The organism is Myxococcus sp. AB025B (genome assembly GCF_006518215.1).
GTDB lineage: Bacteria > Myxococcota > Myxococcia > Myxococcales > Myxococcaceae > Myxococcus > Myxococcus fulvus.
The window spans coordinates 12,842-34,041 of sequence record NZ_SRLW01000008.1 but is presented as its reverse complement, the minus strand read 5'-3'; the positions used below and the strand labels follow the sequence as shown (position 1 = coordinate 34,041).

General features: G+C 69.4%; 19 protein-coding genes. 4 read left to right on the top strand and 15 right to left on the bottom strand.

From position 1 onward, the window contains the following. The first annotated feature begins 48 nt into the window (after positions 1-48). Positions 49-1,581, top strand: a complete 1,533-nt coding sequence (locus tag FL311_RS02665; RefSeq protein ID WP_141323235.1) for a hypothetical protein — start codon at positions 49-51, stop codon at positions 1,579-1,581. 491 nt (positions 1,582-2,072) lie between these two features. Here the strand turns inward: FL311_RS02665 and FL311_RS02660 are convergent, their stop codons facing one another. The 9 genes from FL311_RS02660 to FL311_RS02620 all read right to left on the bottom strand — a co-directional run bounded on the left by FL311_RS02660 (position 2,073) and on the right by FL311_RS02620 (position 11,456). Continuing rightward, on the bottom strand, positions 2,073-2,507 hold the full coding sequence (locus FL311_RS02660; protein WP_194869016.1) for a hypothetical protein: 435 nt from the start codon (positions 2,505-2,507) through the stop codon (positions 2,073-2,075). A 462-nt stretch (positions 2,508-2,969) separates the two neighbouring features. Next, on the bottom strand, positions 2,970-3,194 hold the full coding sequence (locus FL311_RS02655; protein ID WP_141323231.1) for a hypothetical protein: 225 nt from the start codon (positions 3,192-3,194) through the stop codon (positions 2,970-2,972). A gap of 235 nt (positions 3,195-3,429) precedes the next feature. Beyond that, on the bottom strand, positions 3,430-5,274 hold the full coding sequence (locus tag FL311_RS02650) for a GspE/PulE family protein (protein WP_141323229.1): 1,845 nt from the start codon (positions 5,272-5,274) through the stop codon (positions 3,430-3,432). Then, positions 5,259-7,055 carry an adhesin gene (locus tag FL311_RS02645; RefSeq protein ID WP_141323227.1) on the bottom strand — a complete coding sequence of 599 codons (1,797 nt, stop codon included), beginning with the start codon at positions 7,053-7,055 and terminating at the stop codon, positions 5,259-5,261. The genes FL311_RS02650 and FL311_RS02645 overlap by 16 nt, the downstream gene beginning before the upstream one ends. Before the next feature lie 118 nt (positions 7,056-7,173). After that, the gene (locus tag FL311_RS02640) at positions 7,174-7,908 is read right to left on the bottom strand and encodes a uroporphyrinogen-III synthase (protein ID WP_228556633.1); all 735 of its coding nucleotides are present in this window, start codon (positions 7,906-7,908) and stop codon (positions 7,174-7,176) included. Between the two features lie 42 nt (positions 7,909-7,950). Continuing rightward, positions 7,951-8,892, bottom strand: coding sequence for a hydroxymethylbilane synthase (hemC, locus tag FL311_RS02635; RefSeq protein ID WP_141323224.1), 942 nt, complete (start codon positions 8,890-8,892; stop codon positions 7,951-7,953). Continuing rightward, a complete protein-coding gene (hemA, locus tag FL311_RS02630; protein ID WP_141323222.1) occupies positions 8,889-10,223 on the bottom strand; it encodes a glutamyl-tRNA reductase in 1,335 nt (444 codons plus the stop codon). Before hemA ends, hemC begins: the two co-directional genes overlap by 4 nt. Before the next feature lie 2 nt (positions 10,224-10,225). Next, complete coding sequence (locus FL311_RS02625; protein WP_141323221.1) at positions 10,226-11,041, bottom strand: inner membrane protein YpjD; 816 nt, start codon at positions 11,039-11,041, stop codon at positions 10,226-10,228. Positions 11,042-11,075: 34 nt separating this feature from the next. Further along, positions 11,076-11,456, bottom strand: a complete 381-nt coding sequence (locus FL311_RS02620) for a hypothetical protein (protein ID WP_194869015.1) — start codon at positions 11,454-11,456, stop codon at positions 11,076-11,078. Positions 11,457-11,634: 178 nt separating this feature from the next. On the opposite strand from FL311_RS02620, the gene trxA reads away from it, so the two are divergent. Both trxA and FL311_RS02610 read left to right on the top strand, forming a co-directional pair. After that, complete coding sequence (gene trxA / locus FL311_RS02615; RefSeq protein ID WP_046712904.1) at positions 11,635-11,964, top strand: thioredoxin; 330 nt, start codon at positions 11,635-11,637, stop codon at positions 11,962-11,964. Positions 11,965-12,429: 465 nt separating this feature from the next. Then, a complete protein-coding gene (locus FL311_RS02610) occupies positions 12,430-12,756 on the top strand; it encodes a hypothetical protein (RefSeq protein WP_141323218.1) in 327 nt (108 codons plus the stop codon). Between the two features lie 116 nt (positions 12,757-12,872). Here the strand turns inward: FL311_RS02610 and FL311_RS02605 are convergent, their stop codons facing one another. The 5 genes from FL311_RS02605 to mreC all read right to left on the bottom strand — a co-directional run bounded on the left by FL311_RS02605 (position 12,873) and on the right by mreC (position 18,225). Next, positions 12,873-13,559 (bottom strand): PilZ domain-containing protein, encoded by a 687-nt coding sequence (locus FL311_RS02605; protein ID WP_141323216.1) that lies wholly within the window; start codon positions 13,557-13,559, stop codon positions 12,873-12,875. 137 nt (positions 13,560-13,696) lie between these two features. Then, positions 13,697-14,848, bottom strand: a complete 1,152-nt coding sequence (gene rodA / locus FL311_RS02600) for a rod shape-determining protein RodA (protein ID WP_046712901.1) — start codon at positions 14,846-14,848, stop codon at positions 13,697-13,699. After that, a complete protein-coding gene (mrdA, locus tag FL311_RS02595) occupies positions 14,832-16,871 on the bottom strand; it encodes a penicillin-binding protein 2 (RefSeq protein ID WP_141323214.1) in 2,040 nt (679 codons plus the stop codon). The genes rodA and mrdA overlap by 17 nt, the downstream gene beginning before the upstream one ends. Then, complete coding sequence (locus tag FL311_RS02590; RefSeq protein WP_141323212.1) at positions 16,868-17,368, bottom strand: hypothetical protein; 501 nt, start codon at positions 17,366-17,368, stop codon at positions 16,868-16,870. Before FL311_RS02590 ends, mrdA begins: the two co-directional genes overlap by 4 nt. After that, complete coding sequence (gene mreC / locus FL311_RS02585) at positions 17,365-18,225, bottom strand: rod shape-determining protein MreC (RefSeq protein ID WP_141323211.1); 861 nt, start codon at positions 18,223-18,225, stop codon at positions 17,365-17,367. The genes FL311_RS02590 and mreC overlap by 4 nt, the downstream gene beginning before the upstream one ends. Before the next feature lie 218 nt (positions 18,226-18,443). On the opposite strand from mreC, the gene FL311_RS02580 reads away from it, so the two are divergent. Further along, positions 18,444-20,012, top strand: a complete 1,569-nt coding sequence (locus FL311_RS02580) for a SurA N-terminal domain-containing protein (protein ID WP_194869014.1) — start codon at positions 18,444-18,446, stop codon at positions 20,010-20,012. Positions 20,013-20,095: 83 nt separating this feature from the next. Here FL311_RS02580 and FL311_RS02575 read toward each other — a convergent pair whose 3' ends face one another. Continuing rightward, positions 20,096-21,190, bottom strand: coding sequence for a sensor domain-containing diguanylate cyclase (locus FL311_RS02575; protein ID WP_141323208.1), 1,095 nt, complete (start codon positions 21,188-21,190; stop codon positions 20,096-20,098). Positions 21,191-21,200: the final 10 nt, after the last annotated feature.

Below are 21,200 nucleotides of genomic sequence, written 5' to 3'. Positions count from 1 at the left end.
GGGGCGCAGGGAGGAGCGTTCCAAGCGGGCGCTCCGTGGAGAGGGACATTGAAAACGCTGCAGAAGCTGGCCCTGTCGGGGCTTATCTCCTTGAGTGCGCCCGCCTGGGCCAGTGACTTCGTGGACACGCGTCTGTCGTTCGTCTTCGCGGACGACAACGTGCTTGCGGGTTCGGGTGAGACGACGCCCAACAGCCCCAATGCGCGGTTTGGCGCGGGTAACCAGAACACCCAGTTCTACGACAACTTCAACACCCGGTTCTCCGGCTTCGAGTCGCTCTCGAACGTGGTGCTCTACAAGAAGGCGCCTGCCTTCTTCGAGGGACTGACGACGGAGGCGGCCCTGACGCTGCTGGTGCTCGAGCGCCCCAGCGGTCAGGTGGCCATCCAGGACAACTCCAGCTACATCCGGCTCAACTACCAGCCGCCGGGCTGGGGTGAAAAGGAAGGCATCTCGCTGGTGGGCTTCCCGGTGTCCGCGGATCGCTTCCGTCTGGGCTATGCGTACCGCATCTCCTGGGGTGGCAGCGGCGCGTTCACCACGCGCTCGGCGACCAACGGCGTGCCCGGCGCGAAGCTGCAGATCACGCGGGACCGGTGGTACGCGTACGTCGGCGGCAAGACGGCGCTGGTGCAGAACGAGCTCATCCTCGAGGAGGAGACGCTCTACGGTGTGATGGCGGGCGCGGGCTGGGACATCCTGGACACGCTGCGCATCGAGGCGGGCGGTGGCTACTTCCAGAAGGGCCTGGTGCCGGGTCTCGCCACGCTGGGCGTGGAGGCGCCGGTGAACGCGGCTGGCGTGTCCGGTCAGGTCGTCTACCACGTGGGTGTGCCGGTCGGCACGAGCGTGGACTTCCGGCTCTACAAGAACGACCCGGAGATCTACGAGCGGTTCTTCGCGCCCGAGCAGTACCCGGGAGGCCTGTCCTACTCCGTGTCGCTCGAGGGCAGCTACCTGTCCCAGACGCTGGAGAAGCCGGACACGTTCGGTGCGACGCAGCCGCAGGGCGCCACGGCGCTGGCGCTGCAGGCGCGCGCGAAGCTGGGCTTCCTGCGCATGAGCCTGCTGGGTCTGTACCGCAGCCTCTCATTCATCCAGTTCGACGTGCCGGGCTTCCCCCCGTTCCAGGACTTCCCCGAGGGTACGAAGCTGAACCCGGAGATGTTCCTGGCGCTGGGCGCGGACTACCACCTGCCCGAGCTGCACTTCACGCCGGGCTTCATCGTGGGCGTGCAGCGGCCGGCGTCGTTCCGCAGCCCCACCCCGCTGCTGGGTGGCAACGACACGCCCCCGAGCCTGGCGGGGACGCGCACGGTGGTGGTGCGTGACGTGAACATGCTGAGCATCCTGCCGGAGACGTGCGGTGGCTCTGGCTCGTGCGAGGCGGAGCCCATCTACTCGGCGAAGGCGACATTCCGGTGGGATTTGTCCGACTCCGTCGCGGCGGTCGGCGAGGTCTACTACACGTACGACACCAACCGGACCACGTTCCGCGACGACATCACGGGCGTCGCGCAGCCGACGTTCGAGAAGCCGCACGCGCTGGGCTTCAACACGCTGCTGCAGGCGCGCTTCTAGGACTCACGTGAAGTGAGACACGCGGCCCGGTTCCCTCTTGGGGAGCCGGGCCGTTGTCGTTCGTGGGCTTCATGAGGGTCGTGTCCCTGGGGACTCCTTGGACGAGACCCTCTGGAGCATGGACTCGAGCAGGGACAGACAGCCTTCCGAATCCGCTCCGCCGACCACCATCTTGACGAAGGATGTCTCGGTCGCCGTGTCGACCTCGCCCGAATGAAGCCTGGCAAGGTGGCCTGTCAGCCGGTGAAGGGGTTCGTTGCACCGGCGCGCTCGCTCGACCCTGGCGTCGAGGAAGTGCTCACGCGCCGCGATGGTCACTTGATGGGCATACGCGAGATAGAACCAACGTCGGCGCTCCTCGGGGAGCGCCGGGATGCACGCCTCGAGGGTCTCGGTGTCTCTTTTCACGAATCACTCCTTGGCATCAGCTATCTCGGTGGGACCGACCTCGCCGTCGGTCCCTGGCGGACAGCCACTGCTTGCGCAAACACTCATCCCTGCCGCCGACACCATTCGATGAACTCACGGGCCGTGTCAGGTGGTCGCTGTTCCCAGCCCATGAGCGCATGGCTGGAGCCGGCAAAGCGCGCAAGCTCCCGCAACAACTCCGGAGCCCGCTCTGGCAGATCCGCGAGCCCAAGGATGACGTTGCCGTCTCGCGTATAGAAAACCAGTGCCTGACGTGGAGCCAGCCCATCCCCATGGTCCCAATACAGCCCATACGGCTCGTCAGCGTGTGCTTCCAGGTGCTCCAGAATCCCGTCCTCGGTTCGCAGGACCTCCCGCGGAGGGTTGGCGAACTCTGGAATCCAGAACTCGTCCCTCTGGATTGCGCGGCCCGGCAGGAACCGTTCGAGAAAGGCACGAACAGCCTCCGCACGCCTGTCATCACTCAAGACATACAACTCTTGCGTACCACCACCCATCAGCTCACCGCCCCGCTTCGGCCGAGTCCGGCCATCCCGGTTACAAATCGCTGACACTTCCGCCCTGCCCGCTTCGAGGTCACGACCACTCGAGACGGTCTGCGCTGGCCCGGTAACGTCTTCGACCAGCTGTATGGCGCCGTCTGTCATTGGAAGAAGGCCGCCCCCGATGGAGCCTACTACTGCATCAACTGTTTTCATCGAGGGGGAAGACGGCTCCTCTCACTTCGACCACCTCCGAGCCACCGAGCACGACCTCCCCTGTCGCGCTGGCCTCGCGAGCGATGACGTGTCCCGGTGTCTTCCCCTCACCCCGACGTGAAGACGCATGGACGACTCACGGTCCGAGGATTGAACCTGGCCCATTCGGCGGTGATACCCACGACCCTGTTCGACACCCAGACACGAATGGAATGCCTTTTCGCGAAGGACGTGGAGGGACGCTCGCGCTGCCTCCCGACTTCACTCGAGCTCAGCTTCACGGGTCTCCACGCCGACGAAGCATGCCCCCAGCCCCTGTTCGAGTCCTTTCAAGGTGAATGTCTCCAGGCCTCGCTTGCCACGATCCGCGACGTGTCGACGGAGGGCATCCGGGTCCATGAGCGTGGGAGCCCACTTGATGGCGCGATCTTCAAACGGCTCGTCTCCCAGGATGGCTCCACGGACTGCTTCGAGCTGAACAGACATCCCGCCGCCACCTACTGGCAAACCGGCGCCGAGATTCCCGCGACATCCTTCGTCCTTGGAGCTCCCTCGGTCGAGTGACACCGCTGCGCCGAAGTCTCCACGCCCGCCACCAGCCTCCGCTGGTTCCTCGGCGAAGAGCTCCCCGCCAGTGAGATGATCCCCGGCAGGGCCACCCTCGACTGAGGCCCGTTCGTCCCAAGGCCCAGGCGCACGGTGAAACACCGTGCGCCCATCCTCACGCGGACGTCATCCGCACCACTTCGTCGAACGCGGTGAGCCCCTGCGCCAACTTGCGCACGGCGGCCTCGCGCAGCGTCCGCATCCCCCCCAGCCGAGCCACCTCCACCAGCTTCTCATACGGGGCCTCGCGGGAGATGTGCTCCCGCAGCTCCCTGCCCGTGGTGACGATTTCAAAGACACCCGTGCGGCCGATATAGCCCGTGCCACGGCAGCGCACACAGCCCGCGCCCTTGAGCAATCGCACGCCCCCGGGCAAGAGCGGCAGCGGCGCCTGGAGCGCCAGGAGCTCGTCGGGCGTCAACGACGTCTCCTCCGCGCAATGACTGCACACCCGCCGCAGCAGGCGCTGGGCCATCACCCCGAGCAGACTCTGCGCCAGCAGGAAGGACGGCACGCCCAGGTCCCTCATCCGCGCCACCGCGCCAAGTGCGTCGTTGGTGTGCAGCGTGGACAGCACCAGGTGTCCAGTGAGCGCGGACTGGATGGCGTTCTCCGCCGTCTCCGCGTCGCGAATCTCGCCCACCATGATGACGTCCGGGTCCTGGCGCAGGATGTGCCGCAACGCCCCGGCGAAATCCAGCCCCACCTTGGGCTGCACCTGCACCTGGTTGAACGCGTCCCATACCATCTCGATGGGGTCTTCAATCGTGGTGACGTTGACGTCCGGCCCCGCCAGCGCCTTGAGCGCCGAGTACAGCGTCGTCGTCTTGCCACTGCCTGTCGGGCCCGTCACCAGGATGAGCCCGTGCGGCTGGTCGATCCACGACTCGAAGTTGGCCTTCTCGTCCGGCTCGAAGCCGAGCTGGGCGATGTCCTGCACCAACGTCTCCGGGTCGAAGATGCGGATGACCACCTTCTCGCCGAAGGCCGTGGGCAACGTGCTGACACGCAGCTCCACCTCGCGCCCATCCCGCTCCGTCTTGATGCGCCCGTCCTGTGGCTTGCGCTTCTCCGAGATGTCGATGCGCGAGAGCATCTTCACGCGCGACACAATCGGCGGATGCACCTGCGCCGGCAACGAATACACCGGATGCAACACGCCATCGATGCGCAGCCGCACCACGCTCGTGGCGCGCTTGGGCTCGATGTGGATGTCCGAGGCGCGGTTGTCGAACGCGTAGCGCAGCAGGTAGTCCACCGCCTGCACCACGGGCCGGTCCGACGCCTCCAGCTCCTGCGTCCCGCTCAAGGAGACGAGCTGCTCGAAGTTGGAGACCTGCGCCCCACCCGACGCCGCGCTGAAGTCATCCGCCGCCCGCGCGAGCGTCTTCTTGAAGCCGTAGATGTCGGAGATGGACTTGAGGATGTCCGCCTTCGAGCTGAGCACCGGCTCCACCGGCAGCCCCGTCAGCCGGTGGAAGCTCTCGAACAGCTCCCGGTCGAACGGGTTCGCCACCGCGACCACCAGGCGCCCCTGCGGCGTGCGCTCCAGCGGCAGCAGCACGTGCTTCTGCGCATAGGGCCGCGACACCGTGCGCGTGGCCAGCCCCATGTCCAGCTTCAGCGGGTCGATCTTCCGGTACGTCAACCCGGAGGCGCGCGCGGCGGCCTCGGTGACGCGGTCCTCGTCCAGCACGCCGCGGCCATTGGCCAACGGCACCTGGAACGCGGCCACCACCTCCACCGGGGACACGTCGTAGCGCGCGGCGTCCTTGCCGCTCGCCGCGGTCTGCGCCTTGAGCACACGCGCTCGCGCGGCGGGCTCCTTCGCGAGCACCTCCTGGGCCTGCTGGGGCGTCAACAGCCCCTGGCCGACGAGCGCCTCCAGGACGAAGAGCGTGGTGAAGTCCACCCGGCTCCTCACGGCAGACGCATTCGGGCCGCTCACGGCTTGTGCCACGTCCTTCTCCTTCCAGCCACCAGCAGCAACAGGACCAATCCACCCAGGAAGGCCGCCGCCGACACGGGCGCGCCCTGGCAGCCACAGCCGTCCGGACCACCCGGGCCCTTCGGCGGCCCCGCGTCCACGGGCGGCGGAGGCGGCGTGCCCGCGTCGTTGCACAGCGTGCACGAGCCCGCGTCCGGCTTGGCCAGCGGATCGTAACAGGTGCCCGCGGCCGAGCAGAGCATGGAGGGCGCGCAGTCCTTCTCCGTCCGGCAGACGGGCAGACAGGCGGAGCTGCCCTGCTCCACCGTGCCGCACCTCAACGTCGCGTCACACGACGTCGCCGAGCAGGCCCGGACACACGCCCGCTCACCGTCCTTGTTCACCACCTGGCACGACGTCCCACCCGGGCACGCGCACGCCGCCACCGAGCACGGCTGCGCGCAGACGCCCTCCGTCCCCCCTTCCGCGAAGAGGCAGTACTGGTTGGTGCCGCACTGCGCATCCGCCGTGCACGCATCCCCCACCTGCCTGCCCGCCGTCTGCCGAGGCACGCAGACGCGGTCGCACGTCCTGCAGACGGAGTTGCTGTCGCAATCCGCATCACCATAGCAACCAGGGACACAGAGGTTCCCCTCGGGGCGCGTCTCGCAGGTGTAGCCGGGCCGACAGTCGCTCCCGCCGGGCATACAGGTCTTCAGACAGATGGAGCCCTGACCGGGGACGTCCGAGCACTCGGCGCCCGCGGGGCACGAGCCCGCGCCGCTGCACGTCTCCGTGCAGTAGCCCAGGTCCCACCGGTCGAACTCCCCGTTGCCCGAGGGCGGGTCCACCGGCGCGATGCAGACGCCGTTCGTGTTGCCACAGCTGCGCGGGCCCGGCGTGCACTCGCGGCCCACGGGCGTGACGCCGTCGGGCAGCGCCGGAAGACAGGCCTTCGTATAGCCATTCACCAACGAGGAGTCGCGGCAGACATAGGGCGCGGGGCACTCGCCGGAGGTGTTGCCGAAGCAGCCCTTCGCGCAGACCTTCAGGTCCTTGCCCGACACCGTGGACGGCGCGGTGACACACGTCAGGCCCGTGGTGCACGTGCCGCTCTCGCACGGGGAGCCGACCGCCCCCGTCTTCGGATAGAAGCGGCACAGCGCCGTCCTGTCGTAGTCCGCCAGCTGCCGCCGCGTCACGCCCGTGGGCAGGTCGAAGAACATCACCGCGCCAATGGCCTCGAAGCTGTCACCGAGCCCCAGGCAGTGGCCGATCTCGTGGGTCAGCACACTCTGGATGTCCATGCGCCCCGCGGGCGTGGGCGTCAGCGTGGACCAGGCGTAGTTCACCGCGTTGAGATAGACATCACACTGGTACACGTAGCCGCCGAAAGTCAGCGCCCTCGCGGCCGCGGGCCTGTCGCCTCCGTTGAGCGTGTCCTGAAAGTGAATATCGGTCGCGCTCGTCACCCAGATGGGAACGACGTTGAAGCGGTCCCCCGGGTCATCGACGTTCGCCATGGGCGAGCCCGTCGTCGCCACGCCGCCGTCCGCCGGGAAGGAGAACGTGGGCCACGCGCAGGTCGTCCCCTGCCAGGTCTCGAAGGCCGCGCGACTGGCCGCCGTCACCAGGGCCAGGTCGTTGCCGGCGGGCTGGGCCGCACGTCCGTCCACGTAGAAGACGAAGGGGTCCGACGGCGTGCTGAGCACCCGGTACCCCAGGTCCCTGTATTCCAGCACCTGCTGCGCCGCCGCCGTGGCGGCCAACAACAGCCCAAGTACGACGGCGCTCCGCTGCGAACCCCGATTCATCGATGAGACCCCTCCCACGTCGCCTGACTCCCGGCATGCGGCCGGCAGGGCGATGGGAGGGCCAGTCTACTCGCGAACGATTCGCCTCGTGGCACCCACGCTGCTTTCCGCCCGGAACTCAGTTCCCCCGGACGGCGCGCACCGTGGCGTCCACCAGCGACTCGGGCGTGGGTCGCTCGGCGATGGCCGAGGCCGGCAGCCCCAGTTGCTCCAGCGCCGAGGCCGTCGTCGGACCGATGGCCACCACCCGCGCGGCGCCCAACCGCTCGCGCCCCGCGGCCTCCAGGAAGGCCTCCGCCGTGCGCGGCGAGGCGAACACCGCCACGTCGGGCGGCGAGGCCCCCAGCAGCTCCAGCGCCTCCAGCGGCAGCTCCGCCGGCAGCGAGCGATAGGCCGTCACCCGCGTGACGAGCACCCCGGCCTCCCGCAGCGCGTCCTCCAGTTCGCGCCGACCGTCCTCCGCCGCGGGCAGCAGCACCTCGTCCCCGGACTGCAGGCCGTCCTTGAGCATCTCGAACAGCGCCTGCCCCGTGCCCTCCTCGGGCTCCGCGGCCACGTCCAGCCCATAGCCCTTCACCGCGCGCGCGGTGCGAGGCCCCACCGCCGCCAGCTTCACGCGGGAGAGCCTGTCGGCCGTGCCCGCCTCCCGGAGCGCGTCCAGCAGCGCGTCCACCGCGGACGGGCTCGCGAACACCACCCAGCGGTAGCGCTGGATGTGCTCCGCGGCCGACGCCAGCGGGCGCGGGTCCTCCGGAGGACGCAGCTCCAGCAGCGGGAGGCTGAGCACCTCCGCGCCCTCGTCCTCGAGGAGGAAGCACAGCTCTTCGGCCCGCTCACGCGGGCGCGTCACCAAGACTCGGATGCCTTCCAGTCGCCGTTCCACGCGCGCGGCAGTCTAGGGCCGCGCGCCCGGGCGGCGAGCGAAATCACGCAGGATGTCCGCCGCGCCACGCGACAGCAGGTCGTCCGCGAGCGCCTCGCCCAGTTCGGCCGCCTTCGCCACGGGGCCACGCACCTCGCCCCGCACCACGTGTGCGCCATCCGGCCGGCCCACGAGTCCGCGCAGGTGCACCTGGCCCTCCGACACCGTGGCATGCCCCGCCAGCGGCACCGTGCAGCCGCCCTCCAGCTTCGCCAGCAGCGCCCGCTCCGCCGTCACCGCCACCCGCGTCGTCGCGTGCTCCAGCGGCGCGAGCAGACCGCACACCCGCGCGTCCGCCCCGCGGCACTGGATGGCGAGCACCCCCTGCCCCACCGCTGGCAAGCTCACGTCGGTGGACAGCACCTCCGTGATGACGTGCTCCAACCCCAGTCGCTTGAGCCCCGCGTGCGCCAGCAGCGCGCCGGCGAGCCCCAGCTCCTTCGTCTTCGCCAGGCGCGTCTGCACGTTGCCGCGCACGCTCACGATCTCCAGGTCCGGCCGACGCGAGCGCAGGATGCAGCTGCGGCGCAGCGAGGACGTCCCCACGCGCGCCCCCTGGGGCAGCGCGTCCACCGTCGTCTGGCCCGCGGTGCCGCAGAAGGCATCCCGGGGGTCCTCGCGCTCGGGCACCGCCGCGAGCACCAGCCCCTCGGGCAGCTCGGATGTCATGTCCTTCAGGCTGTGCACCGCGACGTCGGCGCGCCCGTCGATGAGGGCCTGTTCAATCTCCTTCACGAACAGGCCCTTGCCGCCCACCGAGGACAGGGGTGCGGACAGGAAGCGGTCCCCTTCGGTGGTCATCTCGACGAAGGACACCTCGAGGCCCGGGTGGTGGGACTTCAGGAGCGCGCCCACGTGACGCGCCTGCCAGAGCGCCAGCGGGCTCTGCCGGGTGGCGATGCGCACGGACGTCATCGCTTCGCCCCCGTGGCCACCTGCGCCGGGCCCTGCGCGGACAGGGCCTGCGGCTGCTGCTCCGCCGCCTCCAGCTCCGCCTCGAGCAACCCGAACAGCTCCGCGGCCGCGCCCGCCAGCCGGTTGCCCTCGCCCTCCGGCCCCACCGCGCGCAGGCGCGAGGTCGGCTCGTGCAACAGCTTGTTGACGATGGCGCGACCCATGGCCTCGATGCTCTTGCGCTGCTTGTCCGTCAACCCATCCCCCAGCGACGTCAACGTCCGCTCCACCTCGGCGCGGGCAATCCCCTCCGCGCGTTGCCGCAACCTCGCCAGCACCGGCATCCCCTCGCGCAGCGCGCGCTCCTTGACGAAGCGCGCCACCTCCTGCGCCACCAATACCCCAGCCTTGTGCGCCTCCTCGGCGCGCGCGGCCGCGTTGTCCGCGACGAACTTCTGGATGTCGTCCACGTCGTAGGCGTGCACCCAGTCCAGCGTGCCCACCCCGGGGTCGATGTCGCGCGGCACCGCCAGGTCCACCATGAACAGCGGGCGACCACGGCGCGCCTTGCCCACCGCCCCCACGTTGTCCCGCGTGAACAGCGGCACCGGCGACGCCGTGCTGCACACCACCACGTCCGCCGCCGTCAGCAGCGTGAAGAGCTCCTCGAACGACCGCGCCGTCCCGCCCACCTCGGCCGCCAGCGCCTCCGCGCGCGCCAGGGTGCGGTTGGTGATGAAGAGCTTCGTCGCGCCCGCCTGCTGCAGGTGCCGCGCCGCCAGCTCTCCCATCTCCCCCGCCCCCACCACCAGCACCGTCTTGCCCTTCAGCCCGTCGAACACCTTGCTCGCCAGTTGCACCGCCGCGGACGCCATGGACGTCGCCGCGCGGCCGATGGCCGTCTCGGTGCGCACCCGCTTGGCGCAGCCGAACGCCGCCGCGCACGCCCGCGTCAGCTCACCGCGCACCGCGCCCGCGCCCTGCCCGCGCTCGAACGCGTCCTTCACCTGGCCGAGGATCTGCGCCTCGCCCAGCACCATGGAGTCCAGGCTGGACGCCACGCGGAACAGGTGGATGAGCGCGGCCTCGCCCCGGTGCTCGTACAGGTGCTCGGCCGCCTCCGGCCCGCCCAGCGCCTGCAGCTCCGACACGGCGCGCTCCCGGGCCACGCCCCCATCCGGCGCGGACAGGTACACCTCCACCCGGTTGCAGGTGGAGACCCACAACACCTCCACCGGGGCCTGCGCCAGCTTCTGGAGCACCTCCACCTGACGCGCTTCGGACAGGGCCAGCCGCTCGCGCACCACCAGGGGCGCCGTGCGGTGGGACAGGCCAATGCAGACGAGCTCCATACTCAGGGAATCCTCATGACGGCGGCCGCGGTCGGCGTCGCGTCATACGAGGTGAGGAAGGACACCAGCACCAGGCAGAAGCCCGCCATGGTCAGCAATGCCACACGCCTCCCACGCCAGCCGGCGAAGATGCGCGCGTTGACCAGCGCCGCGAACACCGCCCACGCCACCACCGTGGCGATGGACTTGCCGTCCCACTGCCAGCCCACCGTGGTCGTCACGAAGAAGGCCCCCGTCGCCAGGGTGATTGACAGCGCGATGAAGCCCCACACCACCAACCGCCGGTTGAGGGTGTCCAGGAACTCCAGCGACGGCAGCCGCGCGAACAACAGCCCGAAGCGCTTGGCCCGCACCTGCCGCTCCATCAGCAGGTACATGACCCCCACCCCCGCGGCCACCGCGAACGCCGCCAGCCCCAGCAGCGCCAGCGAGATGTGCAGCGGCAACAAGGGCTGGCGCACGCCGGGAGGCAGCGGCGACTGGCCCCCGTGCAGCAGCAGGCCGGGCAGGAGCACCGTCACCGCCAGCGGCGTCAGGAACGCGCCGATGACGGGCCTGCGGTAGCGCACGTCCAGCGCCAGGAAGATGGCGAGCAGCAGGAAGGCCAGCGCGGAGAAGCCCTGCGCCAGGCCCACCGGACGGCCGCCCTGGGCGCCCAAGAGCTCGAACAGGGCCACGCCGTGGAGCACCAGCCCCCCGCCCACCAGGACGCGACCGGCCATGGCCAGCCCTTCCGACTGGCGGACGAGGTAGGCGAGGTAGGCCACGGCGGCGATGCCGTAGGCGTGGCAGGCGAGCGATACGAGCGTGTGGCTCATGGAATCAGGCTCATAACCGCGGCAGACAGGCGAATCAGCCCATCTTGTTGAGGAGGAACGCCGCCAACAGGTCCGTCTCCGAATCGGGTTTCTTCCCCGCCGCCTCCGGCTTCGGAGCGCCCGAGGGGACCTCCGTCACATACCCCGGAACGACCTCGTAGGCGGACTCCCCCACCAGCACCGAGTCGGCCATCTGCTCGGCCCCCAGTCGGGAGAGCTGCTCCTCGGTCTTCACCTTGGCCACCAGGCCGTGGGTGTCCTCGCCCGACACCAGTTGCAGGAAATGCACGGCCGGTGAGACGGCGAAGGCCGTTCCACCCTCGGCCATGACCACCAGCCGGCCGTCACGCAGGTCCGCTTTGTCAGCCAGTGCCCACTCCTCGAGCTGGGCCTGGGGCAGGAAGAGCTTCGTCACGCCCGCCAGCCTACACCAGCGCCGCGCCGGGGGGCGGATGATCCTTCCAGGTGAAACCCCGGGCTCCCGGCCGCATCATTGCGGGCGGACTGGCCCCGGCCCACCGGTTCTTGCAGCGCCACGAGGCGCGTACTAGACGACGCGCCGTGCAGGCCACAGAGGGCCCCAAGGAGACATCATGGCAGGCGACAACGTGACGAATGTCGGAGACAACGACTTCCAGAAGCAGGTGCTGGACTCCGAGCAGCCCGTGCTGGTGGATTTCTGGGCGACCTGGTGCGCGCCGTGCCGCGCCATCGCGCCCTCCATCGACGCGCTCGCCGAGCAGTACAAGGGCCAGGTGAAGTTCACCAAGCTCAACATCGACGACAACCAGGGCACGCCGCAGAACTACGGCATCCGGTCCATCCCCACGCTGCTCGTCTTCAAGGGCGGCCAGGTCGTGGAGCAGATCGTCGGCGCCGTCCCCAAGGCGCGCATCGAGGACGCCCTCAAGAAGGCGCTGTAGTCCTCCGAGCGCCGGGCACGGGCCTGGCGGGTCGAGGCCAATGCCTCCCGCCCACGCCCTGTCCGGCGCTTCGTCGTACCGCCCCACGCCGTTTCATTTCCGGGACGAATCATCCCGCGCTCCGCTCCTCAGGCGTGACGCGCTTCGTCTCGCACCCAGCGTGAGCCCTTTGCGCGGCTCCGCCAATCCCACGCCACGCACACGCAAACTTTTCGTGCCCTCTCAGCGATTTCTCAGACTTCGCGCCATTTTCACCCGCGCGGACAAATCCACCGCGATGCGCAAATCAGCACGCATGGCACGTGTGGGAAACACGTATCCCTTTGCAGTCGTGTCACCAATTTTTCGGGACGACTTGCGAGTCATGAGAGACCCCTCCCAGGCTGTATTGACAACGTTGACATCCACCGCCAAATAAGCGCATTGGGAGTCTTGCTTTGTTTGACTGTTTTCACGGGAGTTTTCATGGCACGACCACGTAAGGAGTTGTCGAAGGTCCCCCTGACCCCCGCCATGGTGAATTGGGCGGAGGCGCTGGGTGACGCGATTGGCCGAGGCGTCCTCCGCGCGATGAACCAGGGCATGCCGCTGTCGAGCGGCTCGGGGAGCAATGCGCTGTCGGCGAGCCGTCGGCGCGGCCGTCCGCCCAAGGCCCTTGCGGGCAACATGGTGGCGGCGGACCGGCGCTGCACGATGCCGGATTGCACGCGCGAGCAGCGCTCGAAGGGGCTGTGTTCAGCGCATTACCAGGCGGAGCGGCGTCGCTTGTTGGCGGGTGGCAAGCCCGCCTGAGACACGGCGGTACGCGGTGGCGCCCACGGCCCTGGGCGAGCCACCCGCCGTCAATGCGTGTCAGGGGTGGGCATTCCCTCGCATGACGGGCAGGCTCGCGAGGGAGGGACGATGCGTCACTTCGCCTGCCAGGGGTCCGCTTCCGTGCTCGTCGCCTTGAGCAGCTCCCAGGCCGAAAGCACATCCACCACCCGCTCCAGCTCATTGGGCAGCGAGCGCGCCCGCTGCGAGCGCAGGTAGTCCTCCGCGAAGGCCCGCAGGCGATTGCCCACGAAGAGCCGGGCCAGGGCCACCTCCGTCTGACCACTGAAGTCGAGGAAGCGGATGCCGAAGCCGCTGCGGCCCCCGGGGCCGTCCTCGCGCTCCTCGCGGACGATTTCGGCCCGGGCCCGCACGGGCGAGGCGCCGGGCTCCAGCGAGAAGCTCACGCCCAGCACCGTCCCCAAGGGCAGGTAGAAGGTGCTCTCCAGGAAGGCGCCGCTGACGCTGACGTTGATGGACGCCAGGCTCGCCGCGAACCGGCGCCCGCCCTGGTCGTCATCCACCCAGACCTCGAAGCGTGTCGTCAGCTGCGCCCGGGGGAACTCCCGGTGCTCGGGCTCCCCCTGGTTCTTCTCGATGACGGGCAACAGCGCCGCCACGGGCGTGGGCGCCACCGTCGGAGGCCTGCGAGGCTCCTCCTTCACCGGAGCGCCCGGCCTGGCCACCACCGTCGCCGCCGGGGGCTTCACGTCCCTCGCCGCCTGCGGAAGCTCCGCCACGCGGACACTCCCCGTCGCCTTCTGCCCACCCTTCCTCTGCATGCCTGACCTCCACCGGCCCGGGAGGGCTTCACCCTCCCCCCGGAATTGGTGGGTTGATTCATACACCACCCTGGGCCGGGCGCCGAGCGCTCGTGACGACCTCGTGAGTCTCCCGTCGTCGCGCGGCTCGCGATGTCTCAGAACATGTGACGACGCATGCTGATGTTCACCAGCAATCCAATGCTGAGCATCACGGACATCATGGAAGACCCGCCATAACTCATCAGCGGCAGGGTGATGCCCGTCACCGGCAGCAAGCCGATGACCATGCCGATGTTCTCGAACACCTGCCAGAAGAGCATGGCCACGACGCCCACGGCGACGAAGGCGCCGAACCTGTCCCGGGCGCTGAACCCCACACCCAGGCCGAAGATGAAGATGGCGCCATAGAGCACCAGCAGGAGGGTGCACAGCACGAAGCCGTGCTCCTCCGCCCACACCGAGAAGATGAAGTCGGTGTGCTGCTCGGGCAGGAAGCGCAGGCCCGTCTGGGTGCCCTCGCGCCAGCCCTTGCCCGACACGCCGCCGCTGCCCACGGCGATCTTCGACTGCGCCGCGTGGTAGCCGCTGCCGCGCAGGTCCGCCTCCGGATCCAACCACCCGGAGATGCGCTGGCTCTGGTGCTTCTTCAGGTGGTGCCGGACGATGGTGGGCCGAGGCTCCGGCACCTCGCGGATGTAGTCGTTCCAGATGACGATGGCGCCCGCGAGCACCCCCGCCACCAGCGTGGCCACCAGGTACCAGCGCACCTTGCCGAAGAGGATGACGGTGAGCGACGACAGGCCGATCATCAGCGCGGTGCCCAGGTCCGGCTGCACCAGCACGAGGATGAAGGGCACGCCCACCACCACCAGCGGCTTCCACAGCCGCACCAGGCCGTAGGACGGCTCATTGGGGCGGAAGTCGTCGTGGTAGACCTTGGCCAGCATCAGCACGACGCCAATCTTCATGAACTCCGCGGGCTGCAGGCGGAACGGGCCGATGGCGAACCAGCTCTCGGCGCCCTTGGCGGTGTGGCCGACGAAGCGCAGCGCGATGAGCGCCAGGATGTTGGCGATGTAGATGGGCATCGCCATGCGTTGGATCCACCGGTAGTCCACCAGACACACCACCAGCACCGCGACGATGCCCAGGCCCAGGTACAGGGCCTGGCTGGACCACACCGGCGCCAGCGGAGGACGCGACGCCGAGGCGAGGTTCCAGATGCCCAGCAGGGCCACGGCCAGCACACAGAAGATGAGCCCCCACGGCACGTGGGGCACCATCCGCCGCTCAATCCTGAGTTGCATGCCTGTCCTCGGACTCCTCGTCGCCCGGAAGCTGCGTGGGGGGGCGCACGCCGCGCGTCATGGCCGCCTCGTCGGGAGACGGCGGGCGGAACATCGACGGGGTGTAGGGCTGGTTGGGACGCGGCGGCGGCGCCGTGGCGTCCAGCTTCTTCAGGTCCAGGTACTTCTGGATGACGGCCAGCGCCGTGGGCGCCGCGTCCGAGCCGCCGTGGCCGCCGTGCTCGTTGAGCACCACCACCGCGATTTCGGGATGGTCCGCCGGGGCGAAGCCCGCGAACCAGGCATGGTCTCGCTCGAAGAAGCTCATCTGGTGCGTCTTCAGGCGGATGGCGCCCAGGCGCGCCACCTGCGCGGTGCCCGTCTTCGCCGCCACCTTCACGTCCAGGTCGCGCATGTACTTCAGGCGCGAGCGGTACGACGTGCCGCCCGGCTCGTGCGCCACCTTCACCAGGCCTTCGATGACGGCCTTCAGGTGCGCGGGCGGCAGGTCCACCCGACGGACGACCTCCGGCTTGAACTCCTCGATGACCTGGCCGTCCAGGTTCTCCAGCCGCTGCACCATCTGCGGCTTGTACAGCGTGCCGCCGTTGGCGATGGCCGCGTACATCAGCGCGAGCTGCAGCGGCGTGACGTTGTTGTCACCCTGGCCGATGGCGCTGTTGAGCGCCATGCCCTTGGTGTAGCCGCCGGGCGAGGCTTTGTCGTGGTACGCGCTGGTCGGCATGATGCCGGGCACCTCCGCCACCACGTTGATGCCGGTGGGGCTGCCCAGGCCCAGCGACTTGCCCATCTCTCCAATCGGGTCCAGGCCGATGGTGTCCGCCACCTTGTAGAACCAGGTGTCGCAAGAGCTCTTCATCGCGTCCAGGCCGTCGACGTGGCCGTGGCCGCGGTCCAGGTGGCAGCGCCAGGTGCGCGCGCCCAGCCGGTAGCCGCCGGGGCAGTTCACCACCGTCTCCGGGCGGAACGCGCCGGACTTGAACGCCGCCAGCGCGGTGACGACCTTGAACGTGGAGCCCGGGCTGTAGTGCTCGGCCGCCACGCGGTTGACCATGGGCTCCAGCGGATCGCGCGACAGCTGTGCCATCTGCGTGGGCGTCACGCGGCCCGTCAGGAGGTTGGGGTCGAAGCCGGGTCGGGACACCAGCGCGCGGATGAAGCCCGTGTGTACGTCGATGGCGACCACCGCGCCGGTGACACCGGGGAAGGCGCGCTCGGCCTCCTCCTGCAGGCGCATGTCGATGGAGAGCACCAGGTTGCTGCCCGCCTTGGGCTGCACCACGGCGTTGTCGCCCAGCTTGACGTTGAGCTCTTCAATCTTCTGGCCGCGCGCGTTCACCACTTCCTTGCGCACGCCGTCCTGGCCGCGCAGGCGCTGCTCGAAGTAGCGCTCCAGGCCGCGCCGGCCGATGTAGTCCCCCAGCGCGTAGCGCGCGCCGTCGCCGTTGAGCCGCTCGAGCTCGTCCTGGGTGATTTCGTTCATGTAGCCCAGCACGTGCGACAGCACCGTGTGGGTCCGGTAGAAGCGGTGCGGGACGGGCGCCACCTCCACGCCGTCCAGGATGTCCCGGCGCGCCGCCAGCCGATCATACTCGTCGCGCGTCAGGTCCACGCGCACCGGCACCGGCTGGAAGGGCGCGTTGCGGCGGCCCTGGCGCACCAGGTCCTCCACCTTCTTCGCCTGGTCCGCGTCCCACTGGAGCAGCTCCGCCAACCGGGGGATGACCTGCGCGAAGCAGTCCGTGCAGAACGCGGGCGTGACGACGGCGTCGAAGGACGGGCGGCTGTCGACGAGGATGGTGCCGCGCGCGTCCTTGATGACGCCGCGGTCGGCGCGCAGCCGCACCTCCTTGACGAAGTTCGCCACGCTCTTGGCGGAGTACTCCTCGCCGCGGGTGATCTGCAGCCGGTAGAGCTGGATGGACAACAGGGCCAGGCCCGCCGTCATGGCCAGGCCCAGCCACAGGAAGCGCCGGCGCAGCTCGCGGCCCGGCGTCGTGTTGCCCAGCGTGGGGGGCGTCACCGCAGCAACCCCGCCGGACGGTCCTGCGCGGCCTCGAAGCGGCGCAGGAGCGGGAAGAGCGCCAGCGCCGCCAGCCCCGTGAGCGCCACCTGCAGCGGCAGCCCCGCGAGCGCCGGCGCCGTGCCGCCGTCCTTCACCGTCAGCCAGGTGAAGAAGGCCGCGAGCAGGCCGTGCCCCACGTCCGCGCCCATGGCGAACAGCGCGAACGACACCGCGCCGCGCACGTCCACGAAGGTGGACACCAGCCGCCCGACGAGGAAGGTGAACACGGCCAGGAAGGTGAACAGCCCCGTGGGCTGGCCGCTCATCAGGTCCAGCAGGTAGCCCACCGCGAACGCGGAGAAGGCCCCTTCGAGCAGCGTGGCGCGCAGCGCGAGGAACGCCACCAGCACCACGGTGACGTCGATGCGGCCCAGCACGAGCCCCGCCTGCTTGACGACCACGGACTCCAGCGTGAGCAGCGCCAGCGCGATGCCCACCGTCACCAGGAACTTCATTTCGACGCACCCTCCGCCGCGCTGCCCTGCGCCATCGCCTTGTAGGGACTGCCCACCACCAGCACCTCCTCCAGCTTGCTGGTGTCCACCGCCGGCACGATGTCCGCGCCCTGGAACATGCCGTGCTCCTTCTTCTCCAGGTTCGTCACCCGGCCCACCACCAGGCCCGGAGGATAGATGCCATCCGTGCCGGAGGTGATGATGAGGTCGCCGTTGTCCACGTCCTCGGTGCGCAGCATGTTCTCCAGCTTGAGCGGCCCGCTGCCCGCCCCCGACGCCGTGCCCCGCGCCCGGGAGCGCTGCACCAGCACCGCCACCCGGCTCTGCGTGTCCGTCACCAGCGCCACGTCCGAATAGCTGGAGGTCGCCCGGATGACCTGCCCCACGATTCCGTCCGGCGTCACCACCGACATGCCCCGGAACACCCCGTCCTTCTCCCCGCCGCTGATGCGCACCGACAAGAGCTTCGCCACCGGGTTGACGCCCACCACCCGCGCCGGAATCTCCGGCCCCGGCGCCACCTCCGCGTACCCCAACAGCTTGCGCAGCCGCTCGTTCTCCGTGCGCGACTCCCCCAGGGCCTGCACCGAGGCGCGCAACTGGAGGTTCTCCAGCCGCAGCGCGTCATTCTCCTGCCGGACCCCGCGCAGATCGAGGTAGTGGCGCACCGCGGACACCGAGCCCTCGATGGTGGCGGTGAGCGCCTGCTGCACGGGCGAGGTGATGGCGATGACCGCCCGGTCGATGGGGTTGGGGTCCCTGCCCTTTCGCCCGCTCAGCAGGAAGGCGACCAGCGGGTAGAGGAGCAGGACGCCGACAATCAGGGGACGCCGGTATCGCTTGAGGAGCGACAGCACAGAGGGGAATTCCGGGGTGGGAGGAGGAAGCGGAGGGAGGGGGTGCGGCTAAACTCTCTAAATCGCTTGCATTTTCTGGTGCAGTGTCCTAGGCAGTCAAGGCCCGCGAGGGGGGTGGTCGCTGGTCCGCCACCCTTCAGCCGGGCTACCAACAACACCGCGTCGCGAGTCCTTCCGCACGACTTTTCTCGGCGCGTTTGCTCTCCGAAGTGACGACAATGGACGGTCTGAACCCCCGGAAGGTCCTCTCCCTGCTGTTCATCATCGGCATCGCGGTGGTGTTCACGCTGCAATTCGGGCCGGGCAGCACCGGCTTCGGCGCCTCGGGTCCGGTGACGGCACCCGGCTCGGTGGCCACCGTGAACGGCAAGGAGATTCCGCTGCGCGACTTCGCCACGGCCTGGGCCCGGCAGATGAGCTTCCTGCGAGCACAGGGCAGCCCCATCCCCGAGTCCGTGGCCCGCCAGTTCGGCATGCACAACCAGGTGCTCGACAGGCTGGTGAACACGGAGTTGCTCGCCCAGGCGGCCGAGCAGCGCGGCATCACTCCTTCTGACGAGGAGCTGCGCAAGCTCATCCATCAGAACACGGACTTCCACGCCAAGGAGGGCGGGTTCGACTTCGCGCGCTACCAGCAGGTGCTGCGCGACTTCTACCGGAAGACGCCGCCGGAGTTCGAGACGGAGCTGCGCCGGCAGCTGGCCGCGCAGAAGATGATGGAGGTCGTCCGCACCAACGCCACCGTGTCCGACGACGAGGTGCGCGCGCGCTACGAGAAGGACGGCAACCAGGCCAAGGTCGTCTTCGCGCGCTTCCTTCCCACCATGTACGCGGACAAGGTCGCCGCGCCCACGCCCGCGCAGCTGACGGAGTGGAAGAAGGCGCACGAGAAGGAGATCAAGGACTACTTCGAGGCCAACCGCTTCGTGTACCAGCAGCCCGAGCGCATCCGCGCGCGCCAGGTGCTGGTGAAGCTGCCCCCGGAGGCGACCGCCGAGCAGAAGGCGGAGGCCCTCAAGAAGGCGGAGGCGCTGAAGAAGGAGATCGACGGCGGCAAGGACTTCGCGCAGGTGGCGCGTGACTCCAGCGAGGACCCGGGCAGCAAGGCGCGCGGTGGCGACCTGGGCTGGGTGGAGCGCGGCAGCTGGGAGCCGGTGCTGGCGGACGCGGCGTTCGCGCTCAAGGCGGGCGAGGTGACGGCGCCGGTGGAGACGAAGTTCGGCGTGCACCTGGTGAAGGTGGAGGAGAAGCAGGCCGCCCAGGACAAGAAGCTGGAGGAGGTCCAGGACGAGATCGCCACCACGCTCTTCAAGCAGGAGCGCGCCAAGGAGATGGCGAAGGCGGAGGCCCAGAAGGCGCTGGCCACGGTGCAGGGTGGCAAGACGCTCAAGGAGCTCTTCCCCGCGGAGAAGGAGCAGCCGGCGCTCCTGCGCTTCGAGACGGAAACCCGTCCGGAGGCGGTGGAGACCGACAGCTTCACGGCCGAGGGTGAGGCGGTGCCGCACCTGGGCCCCGCGCCCGCGCTGGTGAAGGCGGCCTTCGCGGTGAGCGCTCCCCAGGTGCTGGGCGAGGTCTTCCCGGTGGGCGAGGGCTTCGTGGTGGCGCAGGTGGTGGAGCGCCAGATGCCGGACACCGCGGGCTTCGAGCAGAAGAAGGACGCGCTGCGCGTGCAGGCCCAGCAGGCCAAGCAGATTGAAGTGACGGAGTCCTTCCTCAAGGCGCTGAAGAAGGGCGGCAACGTGGTGACCAACCCCGAGGCCATCGACTCGGTGGTCGGCGCCGGGTAAGTCACCCGCTTCAGCTGACAGTACGTGAGGGCCGGGCCGAGGGACTTCCCTCCCCGGCCCTCTCGCTTTTGCAGGGCCCGTGTTCAGCGCACCGGGAAGTCGGAGCCGCCGGAGGGCGTGTCCGGGCCCGGAGGCTCCGCGACGCAGAGGGCATCCCGGCCGCGGGCCTTGGCGCCGTACATGGCGAAGTCCGCGGAGCGGATGAGGTCCAGCGCGGAGGTGGCGTGGTCCGGATAGGTGGCCACGCCGACGCTGGCGGTGACGCGCACGTCCAGGCCGTGCTCCTGGAGGAAGGAGCGCCCGCGGAAGGCCTCACAGACCTTCTGGCCGATGTGCGCGGCGCCGTCCTGGTCCGTCTCCACCAGGAGGATGGCGAACTCGTCGCCCCCGTAGCGGAACACGGCGTCCAGCCCGTTGCGGCCCAGGGACATGAGCAGGTCGCCCACCTCCTTCAGGGTGGCGCTGCCCATGAGGTGGCCGAACCTGTCGTTGACGCTCTTGAAGTGGTCCAGGTCCAGGAACACGAGCGACAGCGGGTGGCGGAAGCGCGCCGAGCGCTTCACCTCCGTGTCCAGGAGCGCGCGCAGGTGCCGGGCGTTGTAGCAGCCGGTGTGCTCGTCCGTAATCGTGAGCTCCTGCACCCGGCGGAAGTTGCGCGCGTTCTCAATCGCGATGGCCGCGTAGTCCGCGATGGCCGTCAGCGTGGTGAGGTCGTCGTTGGAGAACGGCGGGTCCGTGGGGCCATTGACCAGCTCGATGACGCCCAGCACGTGCCCGCGCGACAGGAGCGGCACGGCGAGGATGGAGCGGGTGTGGAAGGCGGAGGCCTCGTCGAAGCGGGGCGCGAAGCTGGGATCTCCCCCCACGTCGTGCACCAGCCGGGCGACCCCGGAGGAGAACACGGCCCCGGCGATGCCCTCACCGGGGTTGAGCTGCAGGCCCTTGAGGACGCCGGCGCCCTCGCCCACCGCGATTTCGAAGTAGAGCTTCCCGGTGCGCTCGTCCTGGAGGATGAGGGACCAGTTGCGAGGCAGCAGCAGGCTGCTGACCTTCTGCATGACGAGCGCGAGCACCTCGCGCAGCTCCAGCGTGGACGTCAACGCCTTCGCCATCTCGTTGTAGGCGGCCAGTTGCTCCACCGTCCGCTTCATGGCCGACAGGAGGTCCGCGGGATTCATCCGTAGAGTC